The 20,133-nt window shown below is 63.6% G+C and carries 14 protein-coding genes and 1 tRNA gene; 9 read left to right on the forward strand and 6 right to left on the reverse strand.

Translation table 11 applies throughout. The features are described 5' to 3' along the window. Positions 1–205: 205 nt before the first annotated feature. Positions 206–907, reverse strand: a complete 702-nt coding sequence (gene fnr, locus AC3B6A_RS02545; RefSeq protein ID WP_488400785.1) for a fumarate/nitrate reduction transcriptional regulator Fnr — start codon at positions 905–907, stop codon at positions 206–208. A gap of 280 nt (positions 908–1,187) precedes the next feature. Here fnr and AC3B6A_RS02550 point away from each other — a divergent pair, with 280 nt between their 5' ends. From AC3B6A_RS02550 to AC3B6A_RS02565, 4 genes are all read left to right on the forward strand, one after another. Then, positions 1,188–1,946 carry a COG4705 family protein gene (locus AC3B6A_RS02550; RefSeq protein ID WP_488400786.1) on the forward strand — a complete coding sequence of 253 codons (759 nt, stop codon included), beginning with the start codon at positions 1,188–1,190 and terminating at the stop codon, positions 1,944–1,946. A gap of 106 nt (positions 1,947–2,052) precedes the next feature. After that, positions 2,053–3,357: an NAD(P)/FAD-dependent oxidoreductase gene (locus AC3B6A_RS02555; protein ID WP_488400787.1), complete on the forward strand. Its 1,305-nt coding sequence runs from the start codon at positions 2,053–2,055 to the stop codon at positions 3,355–3,357. 14 nt (positions 3,358–3,371) lie between these two features. Continuing rightward, positions 3,372–3,923: a helix-turn-helix domain-containing protein gene (locus AC3B6A_RS02560; protein ID WP_488400788.1), complete on the forward strand. Its 552-nt coding sequence runs from the start codon at positions 3,372–3,374 to the stop codon at positions 3,921–3,923. Positions 3,924–4,002: 79 nt separating this feature from the next. Continuing rightward, entirely contained in the window at positions 4,003–5,352 is a 1,350-nt protein-coding gene (locus tag AC3B6A_RS02565) for a glutamine synthetase family protein (RefSeq protein WP_488400789.1), read from the forward strand. A gap of 178 nt (positions 5,353–5,530) precedes the next feature. Here the strand turns inward: AC3B6A_RS02565 and AC3B6A_RS02570 are convergent, their stop codons facing one another. The 4 genes from AC3B6A_RS02570 to AC3B6A_RS02585 form a co-directional block, all read right to left on the reverse strand. Then, the gene (locus AC3B6A_RS02570; RefSeq protein WP_488400790.1) at positions 5,531–7,099 is read right to left on the reverse strand and encodes a methyl-accepting chemotaxis protein; all 1,569 of its coding nucleotides are present in this window, start codon (positions 7,097–7,099) and stop codon (positions 5,531–5,533) included. Beyond that, complete coding sequence (locus tag AC3B6A_RS02575) at positions 7,096–9,276, reverse strand: putative bifunctional diguanylate cyclase/phosphodiesterase (protein ID WP_488400791.1); 2,181 nt, start codon at positions 9,274–9,276, stop codon at positions 7,096–7,098. The genes AC3B6A_RS02570 and AC3B6A_RS02575 overlap by 4 nt, the downstream gene beginning before the upstream one ends. A 162-nt stretch (positions 9,277–9,438) precedes the next feature. After that, positions 9,439–9,762, reverse strand: a complete 324-nt coding sequence (locus tag AC3B6A_RS02580; RefSeq protein WP_488400792.1) for a hypothetical protein — start codon at positions 9,760–9,762, stop codon at positions 9,439–9,441. Positions 9,763–10,035: 273 nt separating this feature from the next. Then, positions 10,036–10,503, reverse strand: a complete 468-nt coding sequence (locus tag AC3B6A_RS02585) for a BRO-N domain-containing protein (protein ID WP_488400793.1) — start codon at positions 10,501–10,503, stop codon at positions 10,036–10,038. A 465-nt stretch (positions 10,504–10,968) separates the two neighbouring features. On the opposite strand from AC3B6A_RS02585, the gene AC3B6A_RS02590 reads away from it, so the two are divergent. The 5 genes from AC3B6A_RS02590 to AC3B6A_RS02610 all read left to right on the forward strand — a co-directional run bounded on the left by AC3B6A_RS02590 (position 10,969) and on the right by AC3B6A_RS02610 (position 20,005). Then, entirely contained in the window at positions 10,969–12,888 is a 1,920-nt protein-coding gene (locus AC3B6A_RS02590) for a type I restriction-modification system subunit M (RefSeq protein WP_488400794.1), read from the forward strand. Then, positions 12,885–14,150: a restriction endonuclease subunit S gene (locus AC3B6A_RS02595; protein ID WP_488400795.1), complete on the forward strand. Its 1,266-nt coding sequence runs from the start codon at positions 12,885–12,887 to the stop codon at positions 14,148–14,150. The genes AC3B6A_RS02590 and AC3B6A_RS02595 overlap by 4 nt, the downstream gene beginning before the upstream one ends. Further along, positions 14,147–15,073, forward strand: a complete 927-nt coding sequence (locus tag AC3B6A_RS02600) for a GIY-YIG nuclease family protein (RefSeq protein ID WP_488400796.1) — start codon at positions 14,147–14,149, stop codon at positions 15,071–15,073. Before AC3B6A_RS02595 ends, AC3B6A_RS02600 begins: the two co-directional genes overlap by 4 nt. Positions 15,074–15,077: 4 nt before the next feature. Next, positions 15,078–16,757: an RNA/DNA-binding domain-containing protein gene (locus tag AC3B6A_RS02605; protein WP_488400797.1), complete on the forward strand. Its 1,680-nt coding sequence runs from the start codon at positions 15,078–15,080 to the stop codon at positions 16,755–16,757. A gap of 62 nt (positions 16,758–16,819) precedes the next feature. Next, positions 16,820–20,005, forward strand: a complete 3,186-nt coding sequence (locus tag AC3B6A_RS02610) for a type I restriction endonuclease subunit R (protein ID WP_488400798.1) — start codon at positions 16,820–16,822, stop codon at positions 20,003–20,005. A 51-nt stretch (positions 20,006–20,056) separates the two neighbouring features. Here the strand turns inward: AC3B6A_RS02610 and AC3B6A_RS02615 are convergent. Continuing rightward, positions 20,057–20,133: transfer RNA gene (locus AC3B6A_RS02615), tRNA-Ile, on the reverse strand.

A 20,133-nucleotide genomic window follows, 5' to 3' on the forward strand; every position in this document is an offset into this window, starting at 1 on the left:
ACCACGCGGACAGGGCCGGCTCCCGTAGGAGCGGACCTTGTCCGCGATCCGGCCGCCAGGCCGGTGGTCAGGCATTGCCCCGCTATCGCGGTGATCGCGGAGAAGCTCCGTTCCTACGAAAGCCAGTTCCGCACGCACCGGCCTGCTCCCGTAGGAGCTCAGCTGTAGGAGAACCATGCCCGCGAAGCCTTTCAAGGGCTGCAATTCAAAGCTCGACTTCACCACCGGCCAGCGCGCACAGCTCGGTGAAATCGACGATCTCCGTCTCCCGTCCCGCCACCCGCACCAACCCGTGCTTCTGCAGGCGGGTGAAGCTGCGCGACACGGTTTCCACCGCCAGCCCCAGGTAATCGCCGATCTCGTTGCGCGACATGCTCAGGCGGAAGCGCGTGGCGGAGAAGCCGCGTTCGCGGAAGTGCGCGGAAAGGTTGAGCAGGAAGGTGGCGATGCGCGAGTCGGAATTCAGCCGCGAAAGCAGCAGCTTCATCTGCTGATCCTCGCGGATCTTGCGGCTCATCATCAGCATGATCTGGTGCGACAGGCCGGGAATCTGGATCGACAGGCTTTCCAGCTGGTTGAAGGGAATCTCGCTGCACAGCGTGCTTTCCAGCGCCTGCGCCGACACCGGGTAGCTGCCTTCGCCCATGCCGGAGAAACCGAAGATCTCGGTGGCGAAATAGAATCCGGTGATCTTCTCCAGGCCCTGCTCGTTGGTGGTGAAGGTCTTGAGCGAACCGGAGCGGACCAGGTAGACGCTGTGGAACGGGTCGCCCTGGCGGAACACGAAGTCACCCTTGTGCAGTAGGTGACCGGGCTTGATGATCGCCTCCAGCTCCTCGATCTTGTCGTCGCTCAGGGTCGGCGGCGCCAGCCGGCAGTTCTTGCAGTACGGTTGCGGTTTGATCATCTGATTCATCCCTATCCCCTTGCGCCGGCCTGTCGCGCGCAATCCAAACGGTCCCGGGCGCAGCGCCCCCAACCTGAAACCATAGCAACTGGAGGTGATCTGTCATCCGCCGGGCGGACGCGCCTTTTTGCCGCCGATGGTTTTTTCATACCGGCTTGACCCTTTCTTCACCGCGCCGCCTTCAGTCTTCACCGCCACGCACCAGGGGCCTTGGGGGAGACCACAGAACTCCGGGGTGCTGCGACCTGTTCGTATCCCGCTCATTTCCGGAGAGTTACCCGTGAACAAACTGCCACAGATCACCCTGGCCTTCTGGGTGATGAAAATCTGCGCCACCACCCTGGGGGAAACCGCCGGCGACCTGCTGTCGATGACCCTAGACGTCGGCTATGCGATCAGCTCGCTGATCCTCATCAGCCTGTTCCTCGTCACCCTGGTCGGCCAGCTCGCCAGCAAGCGCTACACCCCCTGGCTGTACTGGCTGGTGATCCTCTCCACCAGCACCGCCGGCACCACCATGTCGGACTTCATGGACCGCACCCTGGACCTGGGCTACGCCACCGGTTCGGCGATCCTGGTGAGCATCCTGGTGGCGATCTTCGCGGCCTGGCGCTTTAGCGGCACCTCGCTGTCGGTGGACAACATCCACAGCTTCAAGGGCGAGATGTTCTACTGGATCGCGATCCTCTTCTCCAACACCCTGGGCACCGCGCTGGGCGACTTCCTCGCCGACGACTCGGGCCTGGGCTTCGCCGGCGGCGCGCTGCTGATCGGCAGCCTGATCGCCGTGGTGGTGCTGCTGCATTACTTCACCCGCATCTCCTCGGTGCTGCTGTTCTGGATCGCCTTCGTCCTCACCCGGCCGTTCGGCGCCACCCTCGGCGACTTCCTCACCAAGTCCCACGCGAAGGGCGGCCTGGACTTCGGCACCGTCGGCTCCTCGGCGATCCTCGCCGGTGTCCTGCTGGCGCTGGTGATCGCCGTCAGCCTGCGGCAGAAACGCGACGAGCCGTCCGGCGCCGCCGTGCTGTCGTCCTGAGTGCCACCGCCGCTTCCCGTCGGCAGGGGATGCGGCGGGCTAGCCTTATGAAATTTGTTCTGGTATTTTTCATGAAAAACAATCAGAACAATTTCATGAGGTGGCCATGTTCTTGCGTTCGACCGAGCCGGTCGGCACCTACTACGCCGGTGCCAACCCCGAGCTGATCCAGCCGCGCGATGCGCTACGCGAGCCGCTGGAGTGCGAAGTGCTGGTGATCGGCGCCGGTTTCAGCGGCCTGCACACGGCCCTGCAGCTCGCCGAAGGCGGGCGCCAGGTCTGCGTGATCGAAGCCAGCCGCATCGCCTGGGCCGCGTCCGGGCGCAATGGCGGGCAGGCGCTGCCGGGCTGGTCCAGCGACCTGGGCCCGATCGAGGCCGACCTCGGCCACGAAGGCGCGCTGCGCCTCTGGCAGGGCATGCTCCGGGCCGCCGGCGAACTGCGCGAGCTGCCGCAACGCCACGGCTTCGACTGCGACTACCGCGTCGGCCACCTGTGGACCGCCGTGCTGCCGCGCCGCGTCGGCATGCTCTACGACTGGCAGGCCGAGGCCAACCGCCGCTGGGGCTACGAGGGCCTGCGTTTCGTGCCGCGCGAGGAGCTGCCGCTGTGGATCGCCAGCGACCGCTACCAGGCCGGCCTCTACGACCCCCATTCCGCCCACCTGAATCCGCTCAAGCTGGCCTACGGCCTGGCGGGCGCCTTCGAGCGCGCCGGCGGCCGCATCTTCGAGCAGACCCGCGCGCTGAGCTTCCGCGAGAGCGGCAATGGCTACGACGTCACGACCGAGCTTTCCAATGGAGAGCGGGGCAGCGTGCGCTGCGCCTCCCTGGTGCTGGCCTGCAACGCCTATATCGACGGGCTCGACCGCGGCGTCTCCGAGCGCATCCTGCCGGTGGGCACCTACCAGGTGGCCACCGCGCCGCTGGGCGAGGAACTGGCCCGCTCGCTACTGCCGAAGAACTGCTGCGTCACCGACAACCAGTTCGTCCTCGACTACTTCCGCCTGACCCCCGACCACCGCCTGCTGTTCGGCGGCGGCTGCACCTACCTGGGCGGCATGCCCAGCGACATCCGCGCCGCCACGCGGCCCTACGTCGAGCGGGTGTTCCCGCAGCTCAAGGGCGTGGAGCTGGAATACGCCTGGGGCGGCCACATCGACTGCAGCATGCGCCGCACCCCGGACATCGGCCGGCGCGGCGACCTCTACTGGCTGCAGGGCTATTCCGGCCACGGCGTGCTGCCGAGCCTGGCCGCCGCCCGCGCGGTGAGCGAGGCGATGCTGGGCCGCGGCGACGAGCTGGAGCTCTATCAACGCATCCGCAATCCCGGGTTCCCCGGTGGGCAGCGTTTCGCCGCGCCACTGGAAGCCGTCGGCAAGGCCTGGTATCGATTGCGCGACTTTTTCTGAATCGGACTTCCCCCATGAACCAGACGGCCGCCAACGAACACCTCGCCACGCTGATCCGCGACCTGCGCAAGCACAAGAACCTCACCCTGGGCGCGCTGGCCGAACAGATCGGCCGCTCGGTGGGCTTCCTCTCCCAGGTCGAGCGCGGCCTGTCGCAGCCGACCGTGGCCGACCTCACCGCCATCAGCGAAGCCCTCGGCGTGCCGACCACCTACTTCTACGCCGGCGAAACCCGCCGCGAGCTCGACTGGGTCACCCGCCCGGCCGACCGCCGCACCCTGTACTACGCCGGCGGCATCACCGACATCCTCGCCTCGCCGAACATGTCCGGCGGCTTCTCGATGCTCGACAGCATCCTCGCCCCCGGCGCCACCAGCGGCGAAGGGCACCTGAACGACAGCTCGGAGCAGGGCGGCTTTGTCCTCGAAGGCGAGCTGACCCTCTGGTACGAGGACGACACCGTCACCCTGCACGCCAACGACAGTTTCCAGCTGCCGCCGCACAGCCAGTTCCGCTACGGCAACCTCACCGACAAACCCACGCGGGTGCTCTGGATCTTCACCTGAATTTCCCAAGCCAGCCCGCCAGGGTTGGCTTGGGAAAGCGATCCGGCGCCGCCCGTCCATAAAAAAGGCCCCAAGCACCATGAACCGCCCGACCTACCCCGACCTGCTCAGCGAAGTCCGCGCCTTCCGCCAGCAATACCCGGACATCCGCTACGTCGACCTGATCTGCCTGGACATCCCCGGCCAGTTCTACGGCAAGCGCTACCCCGTCGACATGCTGGAAAAAGTCGCCGCCGGCAGCCCGCTGAAACTGCCGCAGAACTGCGTGCTGCTGGGCGTGCAGGGCGGCCTGCACCCGATCGGCGACTACTGTTTCAACGACGGCGACCCGGACGCGCCGCGCCGCCTGATCCCCGGCTCGCTCAAGCCGGTGCGCTGGGAGAACCAGCCGCTCGGGCAGATGCTGATCAGCTCCGACGGCACCGCGGCGCCCATCGAATTCGAGCCGCGCGAAGTGCTCGCCCGGGTCATGCAGCGCCTGGAGTCCAAGGGCATCCGCCCGGTGGTGGCCTTCGAGCTGGAGTTCTACCTGTTCGACAAGAAGCTCGACGCCGGCCTGCCGCAGTACCCGCGCGACCCGCTGTGCGACGACGAGGACGACCAGCCGAACATGCACATCGAGCGCCTGTCGCGCTTCTCCGACGTGCTCCATGAAATCGTCGAGGCTTCCCGCGAGCAGGGCGTGGACGCCAACGTGATCACCGCCGAGATCGGCCCGGGCCAGTTCGAGATCAACTTCGCCCACTGCGACGACGGCCTGCACGCCGCCGACCAGGCCGCGCTGTTCACCCGCGCCACCCGTGGCGTGGCGCTCAAGCACGGCTACCGCGCCAGCTTCATGAGCAAGCCCTACCTGCACGCGCCGGGTAGCGGCATGCACGTGCACGTCAGCCTCTACGACCGCGACGGCAACAACCTGCTGGAGCGCGACAACCAGCAGGCCCTGCGTCACGCCGTGGCCGGTTGCCTGGAGCTGCTGCCGCACTGCATGCCGATCTTCGCCGCCAACCACAACGCCTACCGCCGCTACGGCTCGCGGGTGAACGCGGCGAGCAAGGCCAGCTGGGGCTTCGAGGACCGCGATGCGTGCATCCGCATCCCCGAATCCGACGGCAGGAACCTGCGCATCGAGCACCGCCTGGCCGGCGCCGACGCCAACCCGTACCTGGTGCTGGCGGCCATCCTCACCGGCATGGAACACGGCCTGGAAGCCGGGCGCGAACCCATCGCCCCGCTCAACGAAGACCGCACCAGCGGCATCGACTTCCCCCGCGACATGCTCGGCGCCGTCGCCGCCATGGAAGACCATCCGGTGGTGAAGGACGGCCTGGGCAGCGAGTTCGTCTTCGTCTACTGCGAGAACAAGCGCCACGACCACCTGGACTTCATGAACGAAGTCAGCGCGCGGGAGTACCGCTGGTTCCTCTGAGGCCGGCAGGCTCGGAGCACGCCGAGGGCAAACGGTGGATAACGTCGAACGTTATCCACCGTACGTTGAGACCTGCAGCGGGGATGACCTTGTAGGAGCGAGCTTGCTCGCGAACAAACCTCGCGGGGCCTGGTTCGCGAGCAAGCTCGCTCCTACGAAAAGCACCTCCGTTGCCCCGCTAGGCGCTGCGGCCGCTCTCCCAGAAATGCTCCGCCAGCAAGCGCAATTCGGCGGCCAGCTCCGCCATGCGCGCCGCACTGCGCTGGCAGGTGCCGGCGTTGGCCGCATTGCTGTCGGCCGAGCCGCGGATCGCCTGCAGGCTGCGCTGCACCTCCTCGCTGGCCGCGCCCTGCTGCTCGATGGCGGTGGCGATCTCCAGGCTCATGCGCTGGATCGCCGACACCTGCTCGCTGATCCGCTCCAGCGTGCCGGTGGCCTGGCCGGCCTGCTCCAGGCCGGTCGCCGCCTGCTCGCAGCACTGCCACAGAGCGCGCACCGAATCCTCGGCGCCGCGCTCCAGGTTGCCGATCAGCGCCTGGATGTCCCGCGCGGAAGCCTCGGTCCGCGAGGCGAGGGCGCGCACTTCGTCGGCGACCACGGCGAAGCCGCGTCCGCTCTCGCCGGCCCGCGCGGCTTCGATGGCGGCGTTGAGCGCCAGCAGGTTGGTCTGCCCGGCCACGTCGCGGATCACCTCCAGCATCCGCGAGATCGCCTCGCCGTGCGCCTGCTGCTGTTCGACGGCGGCGCAGGCCAGGCGCACGCCGGCTTCCAGTTCGGCGAGCTGGCCGCGGGTGTTGCGCACGTCGTCGTGGCCGGACTGGGTGATGCGGTCGCTGCATTGCGCGGCCACGGCGCTGTGCTGTGCGTGGCGCGCCACCTCCTGCACGCTTTGCGCGAGTTCGTGCATGGCGTTGGCCACCTGCTCGGTCTCGCGCTGCTGCAACTGCGTGGCCGCGCTGCCGCCGGCCATGGCGTCGGCCAGCGCCGCCGCGTGTTCGGCCAACTGGTGCGAGGCATCCGCCATGCGCCCGACCACGGCGGCGGTTTCCGCCTCCAGCATGCGCATGGCGAAGTCCAGTTCGCCGAATTCGTCGTCGCGGCCCGAATACAGGCGTTGGCTCAACGGGTTGTCGGTGATGCGCCGGGCGCGCTTGAGCAGCGCGTCGAGCGGGCGCAGACGCAGCAGCAGGCCGCCGCCGGCCAGTCCCGCCGAGAGCAGGAAGCCCAGCAGCGCCAGATGCGGCTCGAACAGTGCCAGCAAGGCGCCAATGCCCTGGGCCAGGCCGAGTCCGATCAGCAACTGGGCCACCAGCGACAGCCGCGGCCGGGCCACGCCCGCGCCCTGCCGCAGGCGCGCGTACAGGCGTTCGGCGGCCTCGATCTGCGCGGTGCCGGGCCGCGTGCGCACCGACTGGTATTCCACCACCTGGCCGTTGCGGCGGATCGGCGTGACGAAGGCGCTGACCCAATAGTGGTCGCCGTTCTTGCAGCGGTTCTTCACCAGCCCCATCCAGCTGCGCCCGGCCCTCAGCGTCTGCCACAGGTGGGCGAAGGCGGCCGGCGGCATGTCCGGGTGGCGCACGCGGTTGTGGTTGAAGCCCAGCAGCTCCTCGGCGCTGAAACCGCTGATGGCGAGGAAGTCGGGATTGACGTGGCTCACCGCACCCTTCAGGTCGGTGGTGGACAGGATGTTGGCGCTCGCCGGCACCTCGACCTGTCGCCCGCTGACCGGCAGGTTCAGCTTCATTTCTGCTGCTCCGCAGCGTTCCCGAACAGTTGCTCCGGCGCCTGCGGCCGGCTGAACAGGAAGCCCTGGGCGTAGCGGCAGCCCTCCCGGCGGAGGAAGTCCAGGTGCTCCTGGCGCTCGACGCCCTCGGCCACCACCTCCAGCCCCAGGCTGTGGCCGAGGCCGATGATCGCCCGGCAGATGGCGCTCAGCTCCTGGTCATCCGGCACGCGGGTGATGAAGCTGCGGTCGACCTTGAGGATGTGCAGCGGGTAGCGCTTGAGGTAGCCCAGCGAGGAATAGCCGGTGCCGAAGTCGTCCAGCGCCAGGCGCACGCCCTGGGCGGCCAGTTCGCGCAGGCAGGCGAGGGTTTCCGCGCCGTCCTGCATCAGCAGGCTTTCGGTGATCTCCAGCATCAGGCTGCACGGCGCCAGGCCGCTTTCCGCGAGGATCTGCCGGATCCGCGCGGCGAATCCCGGCTGCTGCAGCTGGCGGCTCGACAGGTTCACCGAGCAGTACAGGTCGCGGCGTCCCTCGCGCTGCCAGAGCGCCGTCTGCCGGCAGGCCTGGCGCAGCACCCAGTCGCCGACCCGGACGATCTCCCCGGATTCCTCCAGCACCGGAATGAACTGCTGCGGCGATACCGCCTCGCCGTCGTGGTTCCAGCGCAGCAGCACTTCCACCGCGACCCAGGGCGTTTCGGCGCCGTCCAGGCGCACGATGGGCTGGTAATGCAGGCTGAATTCCTCGTTGCGCAGCGCCTGGGCCAGCGCGCTTTCCAGTTCCAGACGGCGCTGCGCCTGGGCCTGCAGCTCCAGGCTGAAGCGCGCGTACTGCGCCTTGCCGGCCTCCTTGGCACGGTACAGCGCCAGGTCCGCGGCCTGCAGCGTGTCGAAGGCCTGGCCGTCGGTGATCAGGCCGGTGATGCCGATGCTGGCGCTGACCACCAGCGTCCGGCCGTCGACGTGCAGCGGCAGGTGCAGGTAATCGAGCATGCGCTGGGCGACCTGTTCGGCGTCGTTGAGGCTGGCCAGGTCGTCGAGCAGCACCACGAATTCGTCGCCGCCGAAACGCGCCAGGTGATCGCCGGGACGCAGGCAGCGCAGCAGGCGCTGGGCGACTTCCACCAGCACCCGGTCGCCGACCGCGTGGCCGAGGCTGTCGTTGATCAGCTTGAAGCGGTCCAGGTCGATGAACAGCAGGCCGGACTCGCGCGCGCCGGGGCGGCGCTGGCGTATCAGTGCCTGTTGCAGCAGCTCGTCCAGGCGCAGGCGGTTGGCCAGGCCGGTCAGCGGATCGTGCCGCGCGGCGTGGTTGAGTTGGTGCTCGCTGGCCTTGCGCTGGCTGATGTCGGTCTGCGAGCCGGCCATGCGCCCGTCGGTGATCACCCCGCGCGCCTGCACCCACAGGTAGCCGCCGTCGCGTTGGCGGATGCGGTATTCGTGGTTGAGCAGCGCGCTGCTGCCGCGCAGGTGCGCGTCGATGGCCTGGCGCAGGCTGGGCAGGTCGTCCGGGTGCACGCGGCCGAACCAGCTGGTGCTGCTCTCGCCCAGGTTGTCGCGGGTCAGGCCGAGCATGCGTGCCCAGCGGTCGGAAACGTAGAGGCGGTCGTTGCCCAGGTCCCAGTCCCAGATGCCGTCGTTGGCTCCGCGCAGGGCCCGGGCGAAGCGCGCCTCGCTGTCCTCCAGCGCCTGGCGCTGGGCGGAGCCGTAGGTGTCGATGGCCAGGGACATGTCGAAGAATACCCGCTTGAGCAGGCTGGCGTAGGTCGCCGCCTCCGGGGCGTCGCCCATCAGGTCGGCGAGCATCTGGTCCAGGTACAGGCGGTAGGCGCCCATGTACCACTTCAGCTCGACGCCGACGTGCTGGTGCACCAGCCCGATGCGCAGGCGGTCGCGCACGTAGTCGGCGTCCTGCGGCGCGTCCCAGAGCTGGCGGTAGTATTCGAGCTGGCTGCATTTCAGGCGCGACAGCGTCGCCGGCTCGGCGAGGATGGCGCCCAGCGGCGGGTAGTCGCGCAGGTGATCGTAGAGCTGCTCGATGAAGCGCTGGTGGCAGCCCTCCAACTCGCTGGCGCGGCCATTGAGGTGGCGCGCGTCCTCGTCGCGCCACTCCAGGTAACTCAGGCGCTGATCGATCTCCGTCGTCGACAGGCCGATGCGCTCGAGCACGCTATCGAGCTTCGGTCCCAGGCCCATGCTTGGCTCCTTGCGGGTAGCTGGTTTTTGTTCGGGCATGAAAAAAGCGCCGGCTCGTCAGCCGAATCAACGGCGACAAACACGGCGCTTTGTCTTGCAGGCCTTTGGCATCCTGCCCGGCAAAGCCAGCTTCCGCAGCAGCGGAACGCGGGTCGGAGAGTTTTACACCAGTGCGCGCGGCGCCGGCAACTCCTCCAGCGCGCTGCTGAGCCGCCGCCGCAATTCCCCCAGCTCGCGCGAGCGGAAGGCATGACGGCTGCGTTCCAGCACGCCGATGGCGTCGGCCAGCAGCGCATGCAGCTTCGCCGCATCGCTCAGCGGTGCGTCCTTGAACCAGCGGCACAGCGGCGCCTGCGCACAGTCCCGGGGGCCTTCGAGCACTGCACAGGGGAGATCGTAGGCGGCCAGCAACGCACGGACCTGACGGGCCTGCGCCGGGTCCTGCGAGGCGACCAGCAGCTGCACCGGGAACCGATGGAGAGTCATGGAAGTACTCTTAAGTGGCAAATAGATATCAATTTAGTGGCATATGGATATTGGGCATTGATCCCTGTCATGCCTGGGAGCGTGCTCTGCGGGCGGGTCGACGGTTGGTGTGATGCGGCTTGCATTGTGCGGCGAAGAGGCCGCTACAGAAGCGGTCGCCGCCGAAGGATGGGCAGAGCGCAGCGAGATCCATGCTGCCACCACCTGGACTAGCTGGGTTTCGCGTTCCTCCACCCATCCTGCGAGAGCGGCACTTACCGCCCCGAACGCACCTCATTTTCCAGCATCCGCACCGCATCCCCCCCAGCGCACCCACAGCTTGCCCTGCCAGTCGAGCACGCTCAGTTGCTGCCCCTGAACGTGCTCCATTCGCCGCCGCGGCAGGTGCGGATTGTGTTGCTGCGCATCACGCAGTGCCGGGATCACCTCGTTGCTCAGCCACTGGCGCAGGCTGCGGTTCTCCGGGTGGTAGAAGTGCACCATCAGCAGCGTGTACAGCCCGCACTCGCTGACCAGCAGCTCGTCTTCTCGTGCACCGGCCAGGCGTTCGAGGCGCGTCTGATCCGGGTCCAGCTTGCGGATGACCCGCTCGCCCAGGTGGCTGTTGGTCAGCCGCGCCAGGTCGCGCACGGAAAACCACGCCTGCCGCTCGATCAGCAGCCCGCGCAGACGACGGTTGTAACGATGGAAAACGGAAGGAATCAGGCCTTCGTCGGCCGAGGGGGTATCGGAAATGTTCATGCTGTCGCTCCTTGCTGCATTCAAGAAGCCGCCGCCCAGACATCCGAAATAGGGAGGCGGACCGTGCAAGGGTGGAATGCCGGATGCGAGTACGAACCGGTAGGGCAATAGCCCACCTCACACGGTCCGCCATAGACCGAGAGACGGCGAATGCTACTCGGCAATCGCCCTCTGTATATGGCTTACGTGTCGTACTCGCTTTCAGGATTCCACTCCTGACCACGGCGAACCGTGGCAGCGGGAACGCTACGCAGAGGGCTTGTAGGACAGCAACGCCGAGGCAGTGTAGGGCAATTCCCTAAATGACGGAGCAGCTATTCGGCTCACGGACGCCGGGACCGTACGGTAGCTCCCGTAGATGCTGGCCCGGAGCCGCTCAAGCGTTTAAGGTTCGCCATCGATCAAGACATCCCGCAGGAGGCGCGTTTCAACGTGCTTCCTTGCACCCTTGGAAGGAACAATCGCGTGAACCAGCAAAACCTCGCCGACTTCATCTGGAACGTAGCTGATGTGCTGCGCGGCGACTTCAAGCAATCCATTTATGGCCGCATCATCCTGCCGTTTACGTTGTTGCGGCGGATGGAGTGTGTGCTGGAGCCGACTCGGGATGTCGTGCGCGCCAAGTACCTGGCGATCAAGGATTCGGGGGTGGACCTCGATCTGATACTTCCCGCTGTGGCGAAAGCTTCGTTCTACAACACCTCGCAGTTTTCCCTGGCCAACGTCGGCTCCACCAGCACCCGTTCTAACCTGGAGGATTACATTGCCCGGTTTTCCACCAATGCCCGGCAGGTATTTGATCACTTCGCCTTCGACAACTGGTTGGAAAAGCTGGAGAGGGCCAACCTGCTGTACCTGGTGACGCAGAAGTTTGCCGCCATTGATTTGCATCCGGACACCATCAGCAACCATGAAATGGGGCTGGTATTCGAACACTTGATCCGCAAGTTTGCCGAGTCCGCCAATGACACCGCGGGGCAGTACTTCACCCCGCGTGATGTTGTGCGTTTGGCCACCACGCTGGTGTTCGCGCCCGACCACCAGGCGCTGAATGGCGAGGGAGTAGTCCGCACTGTCTATGACTGCACCGCGGGAACGGGAGGCTTCTTGTCTTCCGCCATTGAGCAAGTCAAGGAGTGGAATCCTAACGCTCGCCTGATTCCCTATGCCCAGGAGCTTGAGCCGGAAAGTTATGCAATCTGCCTGGCCGACAAACTGATCCAGGGGCATAACACCAAGAACATCCAGTTAGGCAACTCCATTTCCAACGACCTTCTGCCCCATGAGCAGTTCGATTACTGCCTGGCCAACCCTCCCTTTGGGGACAAGTGGGAGAAGGTTCAGCAACAGGTCCAGAAAGAGCACAGTGAACAGGGTTTCGCGGGTCGCTTCGGTCCGGGCCTACCGCGTGTGGGCGACGGTTCGTTCTTGTTCCTCATGCACCTGCTGTCCAAGCGCAAACCGGCGGAACTGGGTGGTACGCGGATCGGCATCGTCCTGTCCGGCTCGCCGCTGTTCAACGGCGGCGCTGGCTCCGGCGAATCGGAAATCCGTCGTTGGATCCTGGAGAACGACTGGCTGGAGGCGATCATCGCCCTGCCTAACGACCTGTTCTACAACACCGGCATCGGCACCTACATCTGGGTGCTGTCCAGCCACAAGGACGCACTACGCAAGGGCAAGGTGCAGCTGATCGACGCCACCGAGCTGCACGCACCCATGCGCAAGAGCCTGGGCAGCAAGCGCAAGTACCTGTCGGATGAGCAGATCGCCGAGATCGCCAAGCTGCATGAGGCGTTCGAGGAAGGCCCGGCCAGCAAGGTCTTTGCCGCCACCGATTTCGGCTACCGCCGCATCACCGTCGAACGCCCGCTGCGCCTGCGCTTCTCCGTCACCCCGGAGAAGCTGGCGGCCTATCAGGACACCAAGGGCGCCGATCAAGTGGAGGCCTTTGCTGGCGTGCAAGGGGAGTTCGACAACCTGCCGGCCTTCCTCAAGGCGGTGGGCATCAAGAAACTCTCCAAAGGCGCGCAAAAGGCCGTGCTGGCCTGCTTCGGCGAACGTGACCCCGAAGCCCAGCCTGTACTGGACGACAAGGGCAATGTGCAGGCCGACTCCGACCTGCGCGAGTTCGAGAACGTGCCGCTGAATGAGTCCATCGACGCCTACTTTGTCCGCGAAGTGGTGCCCCATGTGCCGGATGCCTGGATCGATACCGGAAAGACCGATGCGAAGGACGGCCAGGTCGGCATCGTCGGCTACGAGATCAACTTCAATCGCTACTTCTACGTCTACCAGCCGCCGCGTCCGCTGGCCGATATCGATGCCGATCTTAAGACCGTGGAAGCCGAGATTGCCGCGTTGCTGGGTGAGGTGACGGCATGAGCCATTACAAGCCTTATCCGGCTTACAAGGATTCTGGGGTGGAGTGGTTGGGGCGGGTGCCGGAGCATTGGCAGGTTAGAAAACTCAAGTGGCTGGCATCGTTACAGAGTGGGGACTTCATCACCAGCGAGTCTATCGAAGAGGAAGGTGCATATCCCGTTTATGGTGGGAATGGTCTGCGCGGCTATTGCACCTCTTTTACACATGATGGCGTCCACGCACTTGTTGGGCGACAAGGAGCATTGTGCGGGAACATCAACTATGCCGACGGTAGATTCTGGGCATCCGAGCACGCAGTAGTTGTTTCTCCTTATGTACCCACTGCGGTTCGTTGGCTCGGTGAGTTGCTACGCACAATGAACCTAGGTCAGTACTCGATATCGTCTGCTCAGCCTGGGTTGGCAGTTGAACGTATCATCGATTTGTTCCTGCCTGTCCCGCCAGAAAGTGAGCGCCAGATAATCGCAGCGCACATGGCCCGAGAAACCGCCCGTATCGATGCGCTGATTGAAAAGAAAACCCGCTTTATCGAACTGCTGCGCGAAAAGCGCCAGGCGCTGATCACCCATGCCGTCACCAAGGGTCTCGACCCGAGCGTGAAGATGAAAGACTCCGGCGTCGAGTGGTTGGGGGAGGTGCCGGAGCACTGGGGAGTAAAACCGTTGAAGCTACTTGTTAAAGAGGGCTCGACGATTTCTTACGGTATTGTTCAGCCAGGGGAGGCGCTGAATGAAGGGGTGCCTTTTGTCCAGACTACCAATATGTCTTCGGGTGATTTCGATATCGAAAGCCTGCAAAAAACTACTCCAGAAATCGCGGCTAGCTTTCCTCGTTCTTGCTTGACAGGCGGGGAAGTCATTTTGGGTATTCGAGCATCGATTGGAGCGGCTTTCGTTGTGCCACAGCACCTTGCTGGAGTGAATCTCTCTAGAGGCGTTGCAAGGATCGACTGTTCGTCTGAGCTATCGAGCAATTATCTCGTTGCGTACCTCTGCAGTAAGTCTGTCGATGGCTACTGGCAGCTCGCCAAACAAGGTTCGACGTTTAATGAGGTTTCTATTGCGACAGTCAAGGAATTGCTTGTTCCTGTACCTCCACGCGAGGAGCAGGATGCTATCGAAGTCATGTTGAATAGCGCGACGGTTCGCCTTGATTCGATATTCGGTAAAACCGAACGCAGCATCGAGCTCCTAAAAGAACGCCGCTCCGCCCTGATCACCGCCGCCGTCACCGGCCAGATCGACTTGAGGGAATCCGCATGAGCCTGGGCCGCAGCATCCGCCTGTTCCTCGTCGACGGCACGCCCAATGGCCTGCTCACCGCCGAGATCATGAACTGGACCGGCCATGTGCTGACCGGCCCGCGCAGCAAACTCGCCGAACTGGTGCAGCGCCCCGAGTGCGCGCGTACCGGCGTGTACTTCCTGATCGGCCCCGACCCGGACGACAGCTTGCGCACCCGGGTGTACGTGGGCGAGTCCGACGACATCGCCCAGCGCCTCAAGCAGCACAACCGCCCGGAGGAGCAGGGCGGCAAGGACTTCTGGGAGCGCGTTTGCCTGGTTACCAGCAAGGACCAGAACCTCACCAAGGCCCATGCGAAGTACCTGGAAAGCAAGCTGATCGGCATCGCCACCAGCGCCGGCCGCTGCCTGCTGGCCAACGGCACTGCCCACGAATACGCGGGCCTGCCGGAGTCCGACCGGGCCGACATGGGTTATTTCCTGGAGCAGATCCGCACCGTGCTGCCGGTACTGGGCTTCGACTTCCTGCGCGAGCTGACCAAACCTTCCAGCCTCGCCACGGTGCCGGCCGAACAACCGGTCACCCAGTCACCGCGCTTCGTATTGGATATCCCCAAGAGCAAAGGCCGCGCGCTGGCCAAGGAAGTCGACGGCGAGTTCTTCGTGCTCAAGGGTTCCAAGGCCCGATCTGACTGGATAGGCGCCGACGGCGGCTATCAAGGCCTGTTCAGGCACCTGTTGGCCGAGGGCGTGATGGTGCCCGATGGCAATGGACACCTGTCGTTCAGCGACGACTATGCGTTCAACAGCCCTAGCGCCGCGGCAGCGGTTGTTTGTGGCCGGTCAGCCAATGGCCGTACCACTTGGCTGGTGGAAGGCATCGGGCAGACGTACGCTGCGTGGCAGGATCAGCAACTGAATGCCCTCGCAAAGGACAATTGAGCCCGTGGATGAAGCCAGCCTGCAGCGATACCTGCGCGAGCATTACCCCAGGGAAAACTCCGCCTGTGAATGGAAGGAATTCAAGAACCTGACACATGCCGTTTCCGGGCGAAAAGGCGAAGACATCGCCAGCTATGTTTCAGCCATTGCCAATATGGCCGGTGGGCATCTGGTGATCGGCGTGGAAGATGACTCGCTGAAAGTCGTTGGCATCCAGAACTTTCATGACTACACGCCGGAAAATATCCGCCAGCGCCTGCTCGGACGTTGCCCGAATTTGAACTCCGAAGGCCTTCGGGTCGAGCCATTGATTGCCAGCGACACTCAAAAGACCGTCTGGGTGTTGCATATCCCCGCGCACCGGTCGCGTTTGCCGGTCTATGCGCACGATAAGGCCTGGCAAAGGCTGGACGATGCTTTGGTGGAAATGCGCCCGGAGCGTCTGGCCGCGATTCTGGCCGAACCCTTGGAAGTTAGGGACTGGTCTGCCCAGATTGCCGAGGGCGCCACCCTGAATGACCTTGAACCCATGGCCATCGAGATTGCCCGCCAGAAGTTCGCAGAGAAGTACCGTGAAGGCAGCTTCGCCAGCGAAATATCGGCTTGGGATGTGCCGGCATTTCTCGACAAGGCCAAGATCACCATTCAGGGGCGCATTACTCATACTGCCTTGCTACTGCTGGGTAAGCGCGAGGCAACACATTTGCTTCCCACGGCGCAGATCACCTGGAAGTTGGTGGGGGAGGAACAGGCTTACGAACACTTCAGTCCACCGTTTCTGCTGACCACCACGGGGGTGCTGCAGCGGATTCGCAATATTCCGCAGAAGCTGTTCCCACAGAACCAGTTGCTGGCCACCGAGGTGAACAAGTACGACACCCGGGTGATTCTGGAAGCCTTGCACAACTGCATCGCTCACCAGGACTACGAGTTGCGTTCGCGCATACTCATCACCGAGCGCGTCGATCGATTGGTCTTCGAGAATGCCGGCGGCTTCTTCGAGGGCAAGCCGGAGGACTATTTCAGTGGTGAGCAGACGCCCAGCCGCTACCGCAATCCCTGGCTGGCACAGGCCATGGTTAGCCTGGCGATGATCGACACCATGGGGTATGGCATCCGCGCCATGACCCTTTCGCAGCGCAAGCGCTTCTTCCCGCTCCCCGACTACAGCAAGTCGGAGGCGAACAAGGTGGTTCTGGAGATCTACGGGCACGTGATCGATGAGAATTACACCCGCTTGCTGATGGAGCATCAGGATCTGCCGCTCAATACGGTCATGCTGCTCGACCGCGTGCAGAAGAAGCAGCCTATCACCGACGAGGCTGCTGCCTTCCTGCGCAAGCAGGGGCTGATCGAGGGACGCAAGCCCAACTATTACCCGGCCGCGCAAGTGGCCCAAGTAACCGGAAACAAGGGCGAGTACATCCGCAACCGGGCCTTTGATGATGCGTACTACAAGGATCTGATTCTCGACTACCTGCGCAAGTTTGGCTCTGCCAGTCCCGATGACTTGAAGGGGCTTGTCTTAGACAAGCTTTCAGATGCTTTAGACGAGAAGCAGAAGCAGAACAAGTTCCGCAACCTGCTGCACGCCATGTCTAAACGTGACCAAACCATTGAAAAACAAGGTAGTCGGCAAACAGGTCGATGGGTGCTTTCTGCCCCTAGGCAAGACAAGGTTTAGACAAGATTTAGACAAGGTTGCCGTATTGTCGTCGGCCTGGATATGAGTCAAGAAGGAACGCCATGAGCCACATCCACCACGAATGCGAACTGGAACGCCATATCGTCGAGCAGCTTGACTCTGCCGGGTGGGTGGTTGGCAAGTCTGCTGACTACGACGCGGCACGGGCGCTATATCCCGAGGATGTGCTCGGTTGGCTGGAAGAGAGCCAGCCGCAGGCCATGGCCAAGCTGCGGACGATGAATGGCGCGGGCACCTCGCAGGTGGTGTTGGATCGCCTGGTCAAGCAACTGGAGAACAAGGCTGAGGGTGGCACGGTGAATGTGCTGCGCCACGGTTTTACCGTGGCAGGTGGCGGCGGCACCCTGGCCATGAGCCAGGTGATGCCGGAGGACGATCGCAACGAGACAGTGATCAAGCGTTATGCGGCCAACCGCCTACGTGTGGTGCCACAATTGCGTTACTCGCTCGACAAGGCGGATGAAATCGACCTGGGTTTCTTCATCAATGGCATTCCGGTGGCGACCGTTGAGCTGAAAACGGACTTCACCCAATCGGTGCAGGCCGCCATGCAGCAATACCGTATGGACCGCCGGCCGGAACGCAAGAGCGGCGGTACCGAGCCTCTGCTGACCTTCAAGCGTGGCGCTGTGGTGCACTTTGCCATGAGCGACAGCGATATCCGCATGACCACCAGACTGGCCGGCGATTCGACTTTCTTCCTGCCGTTCAACCGAGGCAACGATGGTGCCGCCGGCAACCCGCCAGGCGACAACGGCAGCTACCCGGTGAGCTACTTCTGGGAGCGCGTGCTGCAGAAGGACAACTGGTTGCACATCTTCCACCGCTTCGTCCTGCAGGAGCGCAAGGAAGCCCAGGATGTGAACGGCAAGACCTACTTCAAGGAGGGCCTGATCTTCCCGCGCTTCCATCAGTGGGAGGGGGTGACGCGGATGGTGGCTGCGGTGCGTCAGGAAGGCGTCGGACAGCCCTATCTGATTCAGCACAGCGCTGGCTCCGGCAAGACCAACACCATCGCTTGGACCGCTCATTCGCTGATTCGTGTGCGCCAGCCCAATGGTGAGCCGTACTTCCATAGCGTGATCGTGGTGACCGATCGGCAGGTGCTGGATCAGCAACTGCAGGACGCCATCAAGCAGATCGAGCATCAGGCCGGCGTGGTGTGCGCCATCGACCGGCAGCAGTCGAACCTGCCCAAGAGCCAGCAGTTGGCCAAGGCCATGCTGGATGGCGTGCCGATCATCGTTTGTACCCTGCAGACCTTCCCGTATGCGCAGAAGGCCATCCTGAGCGAGCAGAGCCTGCGGGACCGCCGCTTCGCCATCATCATCGACGAGGCCCACAGTTCCACTGGCGGTAGCACAGCGGACGACCTGCGCTACGTGCTGACCGGGCAAAGCGAAGAGGAGTGGGAGAAGCTGTCGAAGGAGGAGCGGTTGTCGGTTTGGCAGAACTCCCGTAGCCGACCGGGCAATGCCAGCTACTTCGCCTTTACTGCTACACCCAAGCATTCGACCCTGAGCCTGTTCGGCCGCCCGTGTAACCCAGCCCAGCCGGTGAGCCTGGAAAACCCGCCGGCACCGTTCCACCTCTACACCATGCAGCAGGCCATCGAGGAGGGCTTCATTCTTGACGTGTTGCTGAACTACACGAGCTACCAAGCGGCCTTCAAGATCGGTAGCGAACTGGCGGACGACAAGCGCGTCGACGAGAAGAGCGCACGGCGCAAGCTGGCCAAGTGGCTGTCGCTCAACCCGGTGAACGTGGGGCAGAAGGTCGAGCTGATCGTCGAGCATTTCCGCAAGAACGTGGCGCACCTGCTCGGTGGCCAGGCCAAGGCCATGGTGGTAACAAGTTCGCGCGCGGCGGCCGTTAAGTACCAGTTGGCGCTGGAGGACTTCTGCAAGCGCAAGGGTTACGACAACGTGCGGGCCATGGTGGCGTTTTCCGGCGAGGTGCCGAACGTGGAGGTCGAGGAAGCCAGCCTGCCGGCCGATCACCAGTTCAGCGAAACGAACCTGAATCCTGGCCTGCATGGCCGTGATATGCGCAAGGTCTTCGATACTCCGGACTACCGGGTGATGATCGTGGCCAACAAGTACCAGACCGGTTTCGACCAGCCCAAGCTGGTGGCTATGTACCTGGACAAGAAGATTTCAGGCGTTGAGGCGGTGCAGACCCTCTCGCGCCTGAATCGCACTTTCCCAGGCAAGGACAAAACCTTCGTCATCGACTTCGCCAACGAAGCGAAGGAAATCCTGGCAGCCTTCAAGACCTTCCACCGCGATGCGAAGATGACGGATATTCAGGACCCGAACATCGTCTATGACATCAAACAGCGTCTGGACAGCATGTTCATCTACGAACAGGCCGAAGTTGAGGCCTTCGGCAATGCCATCGTCGATCTGAAGGTCACCCACCAGAAGTTGTACGCGCTGACCCAACCTGCGACCGACCGCTTTAACGGCAAGCTGAAAACCCTCAACGATGCCATCGACCTATGGGAGAAGGCCTGGGAGAAGGCACACGACGAGGGCCGCGAGAAGGACATGGAATACTCTGACGCCCAGCGCTCGGAATACTGCAAGGCGCGCGACGAGTTGATGATTTTCAGCGAGAACCTTTCCAAGTTCGTACGCAGCTACGAGTACATCGCTCAGCTGATCGAGTTCGGCGATCCGAATCTGGAGGCTTTCGCCTGTTATGCCCGTCTGCTGCGCAAGCGCCTGAAAGGCATCACGCCCGAACAGGTCGACCTGGGCGACCTCAAGCTCAGCCACTATAAGCTCAAGAAGGGCGATAACCTGAGCGGTATTGCGGTTGTGGCGGAAACCCCCGGGCTGTATGGCATCACTGATAGCGGCTTGCGTGAGGCGCGAGATCGCGAGAAGAAATATCTCGCGGAGCTGATCGAGAAGCTCAACAACGCTTTCGGGAAAGAGATTACAGATACCGATCAGGTGAGCTTCGCCATTCAGGTATCGGAGGCACTGCGCTCGGACAGCGTGGTAATGGCCCAGGTGAAGAACAACGACCTGAATCAGGCAATGAAGGCCGACCTTCCGGTCAAGGCCATCCAGGCTATCGCTGGAGCCATGAGCAGCAACACCAGCATGGCAACGAAGTTGCTCAGCGATGAAGCCACGCGCGAAGTCTTCCTGACGGTGATCTATGAGCTGCTGAAGAAGGACGCCGGTGCTGAGTTGCTCGCTTCAGCCAGGACCTAATCCCGCAGAAACGCAAAAGCCGCGCATCCGCGCGGCTTTTTGCTGAAAGGGTGGTGGGCCCACACGGACTCGAACCGTGGACCAAAGGATTATGAGTCCTCTGCTCTAACCGACTGAGCTATAGGCCC

The organism is Pseudomonas sp. B12(2026), assembly GCF_057767015.1.

What these genes read in the sequence shown, in the direction of transcription:
- AC3B6A_RS02560 (WP_488400788.1), top strand. Translation starts at nt 3,372, where the DNA reads ATGAACCAGACGGCCGCCAACGAACACCTCGCCACGCTGATCCGCGAC.
- fnr (WP_488400785.1), bottom strand. Translation starts at nt 907, where the DNA reads ATGATCAAACCGCAACCGTACTGCAAGAACTGCCGGCTGGCGCCGCCG.
- AC3B6A_RS02595 (WP_488400795.1), top strand. Translation starts at nt 12,885, where the DNA reads ATGAGCCATTACAAGCCTTATCCGGCTTACAAGGATTCTGGGGTGGAG.
- AC3B6A_RS02610 (WP_488400798.1), top strand. Translation starts at nt 16,820, where the DNA reads ATGAGCCACATCCACCACGAATGCGAACTGGAACGCCATATCGTCGAG.
- AC3B6A_RS02575 (WP_488400791.1), bottom strand. Translation starts at nt 9,276, where the DNA reads ATGGGCCTGGGACCGAAGCTCGATAGCGTGCTCGAGCGCATCGGCCTG.
- AC3B6A_RS02600 (WP_488400796.1), top strand. Translation starts at nt 14,147, where the DNA reads ATGAGCCTGGGCCGCAGCATCCGCCTGTTCCTCGTCGACGGCACGCCC.
- AC3B6A_RS02570 (WP_488400790.1), bottom strand. Translation starts at nt 7,099, where the DNA reads ATGAAGCTGAACCTGCCGGTCAGCGGGCGACAGGTCGAGGTGCCGGCG.
- AC3B6A_RS02565 (WP_488400789.1), top strand. Translation starts at nt 4,003, where the DNA reads ATGAACCGCCCGACCTACCCCGACCTGCTCAGCGAAGTCCGCGCCTTC.
- AC3B6A_RS02555 (WP_488400787.1), top strand. Translation starts at nt 2,053, where the DNA reads ATGTTCTTGCGTTCGACCGAGCCGGTCGGCACCTACTACGCCGGTGCC.
- AC3B6A_RS02585 (WP_488400793.1), bottom strand. Translation starts at nt 10,503, where the DNA reads ATGAACATTTCCGATACCCCCTCGGCCGACGAAGGCCTGATTCCTTCC.
- AC3B6A_RS02580 (WP_488400792.1), bottom strand. Translation starts at nt 9,762, where the DNA reads ATGACTCTCCATCGGTTCCCGGTGCAGCTGCTGGTCGCCTCGCAGGAC.